The organism is Pseudarthrobacter sp. NPDC092424, assembly GCF_044754925.1.
Taxonomy (GTDB): Bacteria; Actinomycetota; Actinomycetes; order Actinomycetales; family Micrococcaceae; genus Arthrobacter.
The window spans coordinates 323,369-334,822 of the sequence record NZ_JBIVQC010000001.1; the positions used below are offsets into that span (position 1 = coordinate 323,369).

Annotated in this window: 10 protein-coding genes; 5 read left to right on the forward strand and 5 right to left on the reverse strand. The window is 62.9% G+C overall.

The window, feature by feature from the left end:
* Positions 1-96 precede the first annotated feature (96 nt).
* Positions 97-2,088: a DUF6541 family protein gene (locus ACIQCN_RS01535; RefSeq protein WP_400609047.1), complete on the forward strand. Its 1,992-nt coding sequence runs from the start codon at positions 97-99 to the stop codon at positions 2,086-2,088.
* Between the two features lie 85 nt (positions 2,089-2,173).
* Here ACIQCN_RS01535 and wecB read toward each other — a convergent pair whose 3' ends face one another.
* Together wecB and ACIQCN_RS01545 are read right to left on the reverse strand one after the other, a co-directional pair.
* A complete protein-coding gene (gene wecB, locus ACIQCN_RS01540) occupies positions 2,174-3,235 on the reverse strand; it encodes a non-hydrolyzing UDP-N-acetylglucosamine 2-epimerase (RefSeq protein ID WP_400609050.1) in 1,062 nt (353 codons plus the stop codon).
* Between the two features lie 49 nt (positions 3,236-3,284).
* The gene (locus ACIQCN_RS01545) at positions 3,285-4,427 is read right to left on the reverse strand and encodes a hypothetical protein (RefSeq protein WP_400609051.1); all 1,143 of its coding nucleotides are present in this window, start codon (positions 4,425-4,427) and stop codon (positions 3,285-3,287) included.
* Between the two features lie 126 nt (positions 4,428-4,553).
* Here ACIQCN_RS01545 and ACIQCN_RS01550 point away from each other — a divergent pair, with 126 nt between their 5' ends.
* Genes ACIQCN_RS01550 through ACIQCN_RS01560 form a run of 3 tightly spaced genes read left to right on the forward strand, consistent with a single transcriptional unit; the run spans position 4,554 to position 6,648 of the window.
* Positions 4,554-5,219 (forward strand): glycosyltransferase family 2 protein, encoded by a 666-nt coding sequence (locus tag ACIQCN_RS01550; protein ID WP_400609054.1) that lies wholly within the window; start codon positions 4,554-4,556, stop codon positions 5,217-5,219.
* Between the two features lie 5 nt (positions 5,220-5,224).
* Positions 5,225-5,638 (forward strand): DUF2304 domain-containing protein, encoded by a 414-nt coding sequence (locus ACIQCN_RS01555; protein WP_400609056.1) that lies wholly within the window; start codon positions 5,225-5,227, stop codon positions 5,636-5,638.
* The gene (locus ACIQCN_RS01560) at positions 5,635-6,648 is read left to right on the forward strand and encodes a hypothetical protein (protein ID WP_400609058.1); all 1,014 of its coding nucleotides are present in this window, start codon (positions 5,635-5,637) and stop codon (positions 6,646-6,648) included. Before ACIQCN_RS01555 ends, ACIQCN_RS01560 begins: the two co-directional genes overlap by 4 nt.
* An 8-nt stretch (positions 6,649-6,656) precedes the next feature.
* Here ACIQCN_RS01560 and ACIQCN_RS01565 read toward each other — a convergent pair whose 3' ends face one another.
* Together ACIQCN_RS01565 and ACIQCN_RS01570 are read right to left on the reverse strand one after the other, a co-directional pair.
* Positions 6,657-7,184: a hypothetical protein gene (locus ACIQCN_RS01565; RefSeq protein ID WP_400609060.1), complete on the reverse strand. Its 528-nt coding sequence runs from the start codon at positions 7,182-7,184 to the stop codon at positions 6,657-6,659.
* Positions 7,177-8,397: a glycosyl transferase gene (locus ACIQCN_RS01570; protein WP_400609061.1), complete on the reverse strand. Its 1,221-nt coding sequence runs from the start codon at positions 8,395-8,397 to the stop codon at positions 7,177-7,179. Before ACIQCN_RS01570 ends, ACIQCN_RS01565 begins: the two co-directional genes overlap by 8 nt.
* Before the next feature lie 255 nt (positions 8,398-8,652).
* Between ACIQCN_RS01570 and ACIQCN_RS01575 the strand changes: the two genes are divergently transcribed.
* A complete protein-coding gene (locus ACIQCN_RS01575; RefSeq protein ID WP_400609063.1) occupies positions 8,653-9,648 on the forward strand; it encodes a glycosyltransferase in 996 nt (331 codons plus the stop codon).
* Here the strand turns inward: ACIQCN_RS01575 and ACIQCN_RS01580 are convergent.
* Positions 9,645-11,426: an ABC transporter ATP-binding protein gene (locus ACIQCN_RS01580; RefSeq protein WP_400609065.1), complete on the reverse strand. Its 1,782-nt coding sequence runs from the start codon at positions 11,424-11,426 to the stop codon at positions 9,645-9,647. The genes ACIQCN_RS01575 and ACIQCN_RS01580 overlap by 4 nt on opposite strands.
* Positions 11,427-11,454: the final 28 nt, after the last annotated feature.

The window sequence follows — 11,454 nt, forward strand, 5'->3', positions numbered from 1 at the left end:
TTCCCCCCCGGGAAAGGTATGTCCCGCCGAATGTCAGGGGCAGCCGCTAAACCGCGGCCATGATGTGGACTGCTAGCTTGAGGTTTTGGAGGAAATGTGTCGTGGTTTGAGGCGGTGCCTGCCTTCGTGGCAGCGCTGGGGTTGCTGTTTCTTCCCGGCGCGCTGTTGGCGTGGGCGCTCCGGCTGGGCCTGCCCGCCATCGTTGGGCTTGCACCGCTGTTCTCCTTGGGGCTGGCGGGAACCGCAGCCATTGCAGCGGCCTGGGTGAGAGTTGGCTGGAGCGTTGGTGTCCTGCTGGCAGCGACCTTGGCAGTATCCGCCGGGGCCTGGCTCCTGTGCAGGCGCAATCAGGCGCCGGGCAGCCTTTCCGATTCCCGGACCGTCTTGCTCAGTGCAGCCGCAGGGACCATCGCCGGGACTCTCTTCATCGGCCGCCGCGTGACCCAGCTGATCGGCGCCCCGGACAACATCTCGCAACGGTACGACAACGTATTCCACCTGAATGCGGTCAGGTATGTCCTGGACACCGCCAACGCCTCGACCATGGACCTGGGGCGCATGGGGGGAGGCGGCGGGGGCCGCTCCGCTGTTTACCCGGCCGTCTGGCATTCCTTTGCCGCCCTGGTGACACAAGTGACCGGAGTGGAAGTGCCTGTCTCCGTGAACGTCGTGAACGTGCTGGCCTGCGCCGTTCTCTGGCCGGTTTCCGTTGTGTTTTTGACCAGGGTGGTCCTTGGCCCGCGCCCGCTGGGGCTTGCCGCCGCGGGCGTCATCTCCAGCGGGTTCGTAGCGTTCCCTTATCTGCTGATGGTCTGGGGACCATTGTTCCCGAACCTGATGTCAGTGAGCGTCCTGCCGGCGGGACTCGCTGTGGTGGTCATGGTCTGCCGCCGGGCAGCAGCCATGCCATTCACGGCGCTCCAGGCGTGGTTCGCGCTGGCAGTTGCCCTGGCAGGCCTCGCACTGACCCACATGAGCGCGATCAACGCCCTCATTGCCTTCAGCGCGCCTCTGCTGCTCTGGACGCTTGCCGGCAGGGTCCGAAAACTCGTCTCGTCGAAGGCGCCGATGCGGGCGTATGTGATCACCGGCCTCGCCTCGCTCATTGGAGTGGTCATTGCGGCGGCGGCCTGGAAGTTCCTTCGCCCGGGATTTTACGGCGGTTGGACCCCGCATCAAACTGTCGCCGGCGCGATCGGGGAAGTGGCGACTAACGCACCGATGGGGACCGATGTCCTCGTGGTTAGCTCACTGCTGGCGGCGCTGGGAGCGGGAGCCTTCGTCCGCCGTCGGGCGTTTTGGTGGTTCCTCGGCAGCTACGCCGCTGCCGCCTACCTTTACATCGTGGATGCCGGCTATGCCAAGGGATGGGCACGGGACTTCTTCACCGGCACCTGGTATCAGGACACGAACCGCCTGGCCGCTTACCTGCCCATCTTCGCCACCGTTCTTGCGGCACTTGGAATGTCCGAGTTGGGGCGTGCCGCATGGAAGTGGCTCTGCACCATCGCCGAAGAGCGCCGCCAGGTACAGTCCCTGCGTCACCTGGCTGCGAGAGTGGGGGCGCCGACTGTGTGGAAGGTGGCCTCAGGAGTGGTCGCCTGCGCCGTTGTCGGTGTCCTCATTCAATTGGGGCCGGCCCGGGACTATATCGTGCACAACAAAGTCTTTTATGAGCGGGACACGAGTGAGTCCATCGTCTCCTCCGAGGAGTACAAGCTGTTCGAACGGCTGGCGGAGGATGTCCCTGACGGTTCCGTCATCGCCGTAAACCCATGGAACGGCGGGTCTTTGGCCTACGCGTTTTCCGGCCGAAGGGTTTTGGAATACCACCAAACGCATCGAAAGAATGCTGATACACGAGCCATCGCCGAAGGGCTGGCGGATGCTGCCACGAAGCCCGGGGTATGCGATGCCGTTCGCAGGCAGAAAGTAGGTTATGCGTTGGACCTGGGGGAGCAGTACCTGCTGAACCACCCGTCCAGCCTCCTCTATCCGGGCCTGCAGGACCTGGAGAAATCCACGTCAGTGAAGCTTGTGGACCAGGAGGGTGACGCCAAGCTATACCGCGTGACAGCCTGCAAATAACCCGCCGGCACGGGCCCGCCGTCCAAATGCAGCGCACCCCCGTTCATTCGAGCGGGGGTGCGCTGTATGCATGCGGGGCTCCAGGTCAGGCAAACGCATCCAGCAGTGCTTCGACGGTGCGCTCAGACGCCTTCCCGTCACCATACGGGGCCGCATCGGTCGCCTCGGGTGCGGGACGCTTCACAGTGTCTGCCAAAATGCCCAGGTCTTCGCTGACCAACACGTTCCACCCCAGCTCCACGGTCTCGACCCATTCGGTCTCAGGCCGGATGGTGGTGCATGGCGTGCGGAGGAGGAAAGCTTCCTTCTGAAGGCCGCCCGAATCGGTGATGACGCCTGCGCTGTTACGGACCGCGTTCACCAGCTGCGGATAAGCCAGCGGTGACGCGACCCGCAACGAGCCTTGTTCCAGGGAGAAGCCATGCTTTTCCGCGAGGTGCACAAGGCGGGGGTGGGCCAGCAGTATGACCGGTTTGTCGAGGCTGCCCAGGGTACCCAGGATGGCTGCGAGCCGGTCAGGGGAGTCCGTGTTATCCGGACGGTGGATGGTGCAAACGTAGTAACCGCCTGGCTCAGCATTTACAGCCAATGGCTCATTGGTGCGGTCCAGCATGTCCCGGACCTTGAACAGGACGTCAGTCATGACGTCACCAACCAGCACCGTCCTGCTTCCCAACCCTTCATTCGCCAGATGTTGCACCGCGACTTCGGTGGGGGCAAGAAGAAGGTCGGAGCTGTGGTCCGTCAGGACACGGTTGTGTTCTTCGGGCATGCGCCGGTTGAAGGACCGGAGGCCCGCTTCGAGGTGCGCCACGGGGATGTGCATCTTAACTGCGGCAATCGCTGCGGCCAGGGTGGAATTTGTATCGCCATAGACAAGGACACAGTCCGGAGCGGACTCTTCAAGAATCTGCTCAAGCCCGTGGAGCATGGCCCCGGTCTGGGCGCCGTGCTTACCTGAGCCAACTCCGAGGTTGAAGTCAGGAGCCGGGATCCCGAGATCCCGGAAGAACACGTCGCTCATGAGTTCGTCATAGTGCTGGCCCGTGTGGGCGATGACGTGATCGGCGCGGCCTTTCATGGCAGCGGCAATAGGCGCAAGCTTTACGAACTGGGGACGTGCGCCAACGACGCTGAGAATACGCATGGATCGGTTACCGTTCTGTCACTGCGGGGATGGTCGGCTTGTATCAACTTCAGGCTTGGGGGAGGAGCCGCCGGAGGATCTCCCGCTCTGCTTCTTCATCAATCTTGGAGCTAAGTTCCAAAGCTGCACTATGGGCGTTTGCCTTACAGGCGGCAATCCTCGAGCTGTCGAACTGCTGCAGTGTTCTGGCAAGGGACTCCGCTGAGAAGTCTTCAGTGACAGCACCCAGGTCGAATTGTTCAATGAGCCGGGTGGTCTCCACCGATGGGCTGAACACGATGGCAAGACGGGCTTGGACGAAATCGAAAAACTTGTTGGGCAGCATCAGGGCATGGTTCCGTGTCCTGGGCGGAAGGCTGAAGATTCCGATGTCATAGCCGTTCAACACGCCGGGCAGGGCCGCTGGACTCACCGGCGGGTGGAACGTGACCTTGTTGGGGCCCGAGGCAAGTGATTCAAGGGACCGCAGGTACTTGCCACCGTCCCGTGCCGGCACCAGATAGAAATCAAGGCTGTACCCGGGGCCCAGCAGATTGACGGCCTGGATCATTCCTTCCAGGTTCCTGCCGGGTACAGCTGCTCCGCTGTGCACCAGCCGGATCGTGTCCGGTGAACCGAGGCTGGGGGACAGCTGCTCAAATGGCCGGGCATTCCGGACGGTCGCGGTTGCGCAACCAAATTCGTGCTCGTAGAGGCGGGCAATAGAGTCGTTGACCACGGTCACGGCCTGGGTCCTGGGCAGGTACTTTGCACAGATGTACCTCATGAACGGTTTGATCAGAAGCCGCCAAGACAGTACGTGCACCCGCTCTTCGGGAGCCCACTCATGCATGTCACCCCAGACCGGGGCGCCCGCTGCCAGATGGTGGGCAAGCGGCAGTGCGCGGGCTTCGTTGGCCACTACAAGGTCGAACGTGCGCCCGGCTGCGAGGTCGGCCGCGGAACGGACGGCGGGTGCCGCGAGTTCCAGCCGCCCAAAGGAACGAACGGCCAGGAGGGCCACGCCGGTGAGCGTCTGAGGAAGAGAAGGAAGGGCGGAATCGATCCGGAGATGGTCGGCTGCACCGTCCGGCTTGTCCCCGTACCCCAAGGTGGTCACGTCGCCGAACTCTGCCAGGATATCCAACTGCCGCAGTACCCGAGCGTCGGCCCGGATGTCAGAGAAGGAAATGCAGAGGATTTTTGGGCGCATTGTCCTAGTCTAGGGGATTGGGGCCACGCCCTTGCGGCCGGAGATGCGGCTCGTGCCGGGCTTTGAGCGTCCGCGGAACGGCGGGCGCCTTCGGGCCACGACGCCTCCTTATGCGATACTTGCGTGGTGAGTCGTACCTGGATTGTGATCCCTCTGTTCAACGAGGCCCCCGTTATCGGCTCCGTCATCAGAGACCTCCTGCCAGAGTTCCCGCATATCGTGTGCGTTGATGACGGAAGCACCGACAGTTCCGCGCAGGCCGCAAGGGCAGCAGGTGCGGTGGTCGTGCAGCATCCCGTGAACCTGGGCCAGGGTGCTGCCCTGCAGACGGGCTTTGAGTACGTGCTGCAGGATCCTGAGATGGCCTGCGTGGTCACCTTCGACGCCGATGGCCAGCACCGCGTGTCGGATGCCGCGGCCATGGTGGCCCGGATTATGAGCGGTGAAGCCGACGTTGTGCTTGGCTCCAGGTTCCTGGACGCCAGGACACGGATCGGGCCGGTCAAGCGCCTCGTGCTCCGGACAGCGGCTATCCAGTCACGCTGGAGTACAGGCATGCCGCTGACCGACGCCCACAACGGCCTGCGGGCCTTTAGGCGGAACATCGTCGAAAATATTCATCTCACCCAGAACCGTATGGCACACGCTTCCGAATTGGTCCAGATCATCGCGGGCCTCAAGCCGGCGTGGACCGAACATCCGGTGGAAATCATCTACACGCAGTACTCCAAGTCAAAGGGCCAGTCACTGCTCAACTCCGTCAATATCCTGGCGGACCTGCTCTTTAGGTAGTCCACATGATCATCATTGTTCAAATCGTTCTGGTCGTCGTTGTCATTTTCTTCTCGCTGATGCTCATCCGCGGAGGATCCAACGCGAAACACATGGCCGTCCGCCGCATTATGGTGCTTCTCTTTGCTGTTTCGGCAGTTCTCTCCATCTTCTTCCCTACAATGCTGAGCCAGTTGGCACGCTTTGTGGGGGTTGGCCGGGGAACGGACCTGATGCTGTACGCCTTCATCGTCTCGTTCCTGGTCTACATGTCGACCACACACCAGCGGTTCCGGCAGATGGAGACGACTTTAACGAAGCTTTCGCGGCGGATCGCTTTGGACGAGGCGGAGAGGCCCTGGGAAACCGCCAGCGTGCGTGCAGCCGCAGTGGTCCCGGCTATCGTGCCTGAAACGTCCCGGCCCGGCCCTGCCCAGTGACGAAGCCAGCCTCCGGGCTCAAGGTTCTCCACGTTAACGACTGTGCCAACTACGCCCACCGCGTCCTGGCAGAAGCAGTTGGGCGTGGCTACGAGTGGGGATATTATCCCCGCGCCGAGGCTGATCCCGGCCGTTCCGGCATCCTGGGCGTGCTTTCTTATGCCGGCCGGGGTGCGTCGTGGTTGGCGGGCCTGGCCCTGCGTTCACTGCGGGTAGACCTGCTGCACATCCATTCGGGCAGCATGCTTCACCACACCCGGTTCGTGCCGAAGAAGTATGTTCTGACCCTGCACGGTACCGACATCAGGACGCTTCAATACGATCCGCGGTGGCAGAAACCGATACGGGACGGTGTTCGCCGCGCAGCTGCGGTCATGTACACCACTCCGGACCTGCGCGAACATGTGATCGGGTTGCGTCCCGACGCCATTTACCTGCCGGTACCCATAACGCTGAGTGCCCTGCCGCACAGAACTGAAGATGCTGCACAAAGGCGGCGGGTCTTTTTTGTCTCCCGGTGGGACGATTCGAAAGGCGCTGAGGCACAGCTGGCTACTGCGGGGCTCCTGGCTGACCAGCTGCCCGCAGACTACGAGCTGGTGGGACTCGACTGGGGCCCTCAGTCGCGGGAAGCGGCTGCGGTTGGCGTCACCTTGGTGCCGCGGATGAGCCATCAGGCATTCCTCGAGTACCTGAGCGGCTGCAGTGTGGCGATCGGCCAATCGTCAGGGCTGCTGGGGTCGAGCGAACTTGAAGCCCTGGGAATCGGTGTACCGCTTTACATGCCGCTCATGGAAGGGCTCTACCCGGACAAACCACCTGTCGGCTGGGGATCGACCGTAGACCCTGAGACCATGGTGGACCGCCTTCTTACCGATCTTGCGGATTCCTCCGCGCAGGAGCGCCGGTCCGACGACGGCGTGCGCTGGGTCGTGAGGCACCATTCCACTGCTGCCACGGTTGACAGCCTTTTGAAGATTTACGACCTGGCGGCCAACACGGACAAATAAGCAAGCGGTTATGCCTTCGCCCGACCGCTTGTTGCGTAACGGGCAGCGAAGACTTTCTCTGCTGCCTGCAGTCCGAAAAATGCTGCGGGCACTTGTTTGGAATGCAGGAGATGCCAGGCCGTGCGCACCGCCGGCAGGTCTCCCGCCAGCAGTACGTCTGCTGTACGCAGCAGGGCCAAGGCCTTCGGATCGGCGCGGACAGCCCGCCAGAAAACCCGGGAGGGATCGGTCGGCCCCAACGAAAGCAGGAGCCGGCCAAGCGGTGATGCCTTGAGCGCTGTGGCGGCGCGGTCCAAGGACAGCTTGCCTGCTACGCGGTCCATGACAGGGATATTCGCTGGTGATACGACGTGGGAAGACGCGAAACCGTCCAGAGTGGTCGGAGCAGCCAAAGACAGCAGGGAAACGGAAACGTCCCTGCCGGCAGCACGGGACAGGGCGGCCTTCGGTGCGGAGCCGCCGAGCGCGGAGCGGATCAACTCATCAGGCGGTGTGGGTGAGCCAACGAGGAGGACGACGTTCAGGGGCTTATCCAAGGGTGGCCTTCGTAACTAGTTCGGTGAGGTGTTCAATGCGGGGACTCAATTGCTTGTCCCTCGAGAGGTGGTCTGCCCACTCCTGGTTGCGTGCATAGTCGTCCGACGACATCTTTGCTGCACGTTCCGCGGTGTGGAGGATCGTTTGGGCTATGGTTTCCGGCCTCAGGTCCTGGACCGGGAACCAGTCCTGATGTCCCTCGAGAATGTCCGAGCAGGCCGTTTCAGGGTGGTGGAGGGATGCAATGGGCAATCCGCTGGCGGCGTACTCAAAGACTTTCCCGCTGGTTACGTACTTACTCCGGCCCAGTATCAGCATCAGGGCATCAAATTCCTTGTAGCGGTCTGCCACGGCGGTCTTGCTCACCGGGCCTTCGTAGCTTACGCCGTCGCCGGCGTACTCCTTGAGGAGTTCCAGGATTGCTGGGTCCGGCTCAGCGTAGTGGCCGAGGCGGCCGTGGATCTCGAACCTCGAGTTGCGCAGGAGGTCCGACCGGGTACGGGCGATCCGCCACCCTTCCAGCGACTCCCGGAGCGGCATGGGGCCATAGATGGTGCCAAGGTATCCGAAGACCAGGCCTTCGGCGGAGGTTCGTTCCGGTTTCGAAATTCCCGCGAACGCTTCGGCGAATTCCGGATCGAACGCGTTAGCGACCACCCTGAACCGGCCCGCATTGGCAGGATAGGTGTGCGCATGCCAGTCCCTGATGGGCGCATTGACAAACCATGCCTCTGCCGCGGACTCGAGCAGTTTCTTTTCCAGCCGTGCGGAGCGGCTGAGCCGTGACCCCACGAACGTGTCAGAGTAAACATTCAAGTGCCAGGTGTCGCGGTAGTCCATCACGTAAGGGACGCCTGCGGTCTTGTGGAGGTGCCACCCTGGCACGAAATCGACGTTTGGGTTGGCTGTGCCAATGACGAGGTCTACCGGGCAGGCGCCGTGGATGCGGTCGGTTTCTTTCAGAAGCGCGCTCTTCCAGCCGCCGTACACCGGCTCCGGAAAGGAGAAGCGGTCGTACTTGCTGCGGAGGAAAGACCACAGCAGGTTGGACGCGATCCGGGCGCGTGACCACTTTGCCAGGTCTGGCTCGCCACGGACCCAACTGAACGGTGCGCGGACGATCCGGATCCGGGGATCGACTTTGAGTTCTAGGTCCAGGTCCGTGCCGGTCTGGTACTCGAACACCTCGCGGCTGGCGGTAAGTACGGTCACTTCCCAGCCAGCGTCAACAAAGGCATTCGCGGTTGCCAAAGCGCGGTAAACACCAGCCCCCCGCGAGGGCGGAAAGCCCCAGGCGACGTAGAGCAGGTGCGGGCGGTTCGGTGAACTCAAGGACATCCTTCCGGAGTTGGGACGGTACAACTCTACCGTCCCGCCACCGGCGCAGGATTATGCCAGTAAGAGGAGCGCGAGCCCGGCCGCACCCGGCCCGGTTGGGCAGCCTCAAAGGTCTGCTAGTTTCTAAATATGGCTAAATCAGGCGGCACTCCGCGCACGCTGCACCTCTTCGACTGTGCTGATGTCGGTGCCACTTTGGTTCGTGGTGCCCGCAGTGAAGGGCTGCCGTGGTTCTACCTGCCGGCACGGGATACCACTATGGACGGGACTGGCAGCGGCGCCCGGATCCGCAGATTCGTCGGAGTATCCTCCTGGACAGCCCGCAGATGGTCACTGTCAGTGCCGGCGGACCTTCTCCACATCCACTTCGGCACGAGGGCAAGGATTGCTGCACGCTGGCCGCGGCGGCCGTTCGTCCTTCATTTTCACGGTACTGACATACGTGAGTTCTACCGGGATCCCCTGCAGCGCGCGAATGTCCAGTGGGCTGCTGACACCGCAAAGGCTGTTCTGTATGCGACGCCGGACTTGGCAGAATATGCTCGCGAAGCCCGGCCGGACGCCCAATACCTGCCCAATCCAGTGGACCTCACCGAACTGCCGCGGTGGGAGCCTGCCGCTGAAGCACGGATACTCTTCGCTTCCCGCTGGGGCGCAGCCAAAGGCGGCCCCGAACAACTTGAACTCGCCGGAACACTTGCCCGTGCACTGAAGGGAACCGGAATCCGCCTGGAGGGGTTGGACTGGGGCGAAAATGCTGCCCAGGCCGCTGCGTTGGGGGTGAAGCTGGTTCCGACCATGGGAAAGCAGCAATACCTGCGGTGGCTGGCTGGCGCCCATCTCGTCGTCGGACAATCGACAGGTCTTCTCGGGATGAGCGAATTGCAGGCGATGGGCATAGGCGTTCCCACGGCCATGCACCTCCGGCCGGGCCTGTATCCAGGAACTGTGCCCGTCATCGGCTCCGCCGATATGGACCAGCAGGCTGATGCCATTGTCGCTGCCGCTAAGGACCCGCACACTGCGGCTGCCGGCCTCGATGCGAGAGCCTGGCTCGCAGTGCACCATGACCCGCTGACCATTGTCCGGCAGCTTGCGGCAGTCTATGCGGCGCTCGACGCTTAGCTGAGCCCGGCCAAAGCGGCCTGCGCCGCGAAGTCAGGAACTCTGTCCACCACTTCGTCGAACGAGCCGTGTGCCACTACCTGGCCATCGCGCATGAAGAAGACGATGTCTGCGTCGCGGATGGTTGCCAGTCGGTGGGCCACCGTAATGACGGTAACCTCACCGTGCAGCTCCCTGATGGCTTTGGTGACGGCCGCCTCCGTGCTGGTATCCAGGGCGCTGGTCGCCTCATCCATCACCAGCACATTGGGTTCGTTGTAAAGCGCCCGGGCGATACCGAGCCGCTGCCGCTGTCCGCCGGAGAGGGCAAGGCCACGCTCGGCAACGACGGCGTCGATCCCGCCTTCCCTTCCCATCACTGTGTCCAGGAGCTGGGCCCTCCGCAGCGCAGCCTTCACCTTTTCCGGGACAACGTTTTCCGGATTCCATGTCAGGGCTACGTTTTGGCCTACTGTCGCGTCGAACAGTGAAACCTCCTGGGGAACGTAGCCGATGCGCTTGCGCCAGTCATCCAAGACGAAGTCCATGTTCTGTCCGGCCACTTCGACGTAGCCGCTGCTCGGCGTGAGCAGGCCCAGCAGAATGTCCACAAGGGTCGATTTTCCTGCTCCGGAGGAGCCTACGAGGGCGACATGGGCGCCCGCGGGGATCCGCATGTTGACGTTGACCAGCGCAGGGGCCTCAGCGTTCGGGTATCGGAAGGAAACGTCGTGCAGGACGATGTCTGTCTTCCCCGGCCCAAGCTGGCGTTGCGGCCGGTCCTTGGCGTTGGCGGCCAGGAGTTCGTCGCCGGCCGCGATGTCGTGCATCACCTGTTTGGCGAACGACGCACTCGAATTGGCCTGGGACTGGACTGCCTGCAACCGTGTCAGCGAGGGCACCAGGCGGAACCCCGCCACAGCGAAGAGGCCGATGGCGCTGACAGCTCCGGTGGTCCCTCCCGTGGCCAGGCCGACACCGCCGACAAGGGCGAACCCGAGGATCAAAGCGGCTTCCAAAACGTAACGGGGGATCTGGGCGAGGAAGATGGACTTCGCCCTGGCCGCGGAGCTGCGCGTGCGTGTCGCGTGCACGCCGGCCTGCACGTCGCCCGCGCGTCCGGCCAGAGTCAGTTCCTTCAAAGCGTTCATGGCCTCGGTCAGCATCACCACGGTCCGCCCGGACCAGTGCCGGTTTTCACGTCCGGCATTCACTGACCGGGGCGAGATAACCTGGGCGAGCAGGAAGGCAACCAGGCCAAGGTAGGTCAGGGTGACGACGGCGATGAGCGGCTCTGCGACGAAGAGGACGACGATGACGGCCAGCAAGGTGCCGAACTCGCCGAAGAGCGTCATTGCCGGTATGAGAATCCCGGAGACGGTGATTCCGACGCCGACATCGACCATGCGGATCAGTTCGCTGGAGTTCTTCTTCAACCGGTCTTCCCACGGGGAGGCGAGGTAGGAAGCGAAGAGCCTGTCGCCGATGGCGACCTCGTGGCTGGCGAAGCGCCGGGTCGCGATCCGCAGCAGGAGCACCGCGAGGGCGCCCTTAAGAACGATCAGTGCGCAGACACCCACGAGGATCGGCACGACGTTCCCGGTGACGTCGCCGAGGACGGGAAGCACAACGGGCCGGTTTGAAACCAAAGAGGGCAGCAGGAGCGCGATCATGCCCAGCGCCAGCATGTCCAGGATTGCAAGGCAGGCACTTGCGATGCCGTAGCTCAGGAGGAAGCGCCGGCTTCCGGCCGGAAGGGTGGCAAGCAGAGGCCGCAGAACCGCAAATAGATTTTTCATACCAAAGCAAGGTTACTGGAGAAAGCCT

Excerpts from the sequence above, each read along its gene's own strand:
- wecB (WP_400609050.1), bottom strand. The coding sequence starts at position 3,235 with ATGCGTATTCTCAGCGTCGTTGGCGCACGTCCCCAGTTCGTAAAGCTT.
- ACIQCN_RS01545 (WP_400609051.1), bottom strand. The coding sequence starts at position 4,427 with ATGCGCCCAAAAATCCTCTGCATTTCCTTCTCTGACATCCGGGCCGAC.
- ACIQCN_RS01555 (WP_400609056.1), top strand. The coding sequence starts at position 5,225 with ATGATCATCATTGTTCAAATCGTTCTGGTCGTCGTTGTCATTTTCTTC.
- ACIQCN_RS01575 (WP_400609063.1), top strand. The coding sequence starts at position 8,653 with ATGGCTAAATCAGGCGGCACTCCGCGCACGCTGCACCTCTTCGACTGT.
- ACIQCN_RS01580 (WP_400609065.1), bottom strand. The coding sequence starts at position 11,426 with ATGAAAAATCTATTTGCGGTTCTGCGGCCTCTGCTTGCCACCCTTCCG.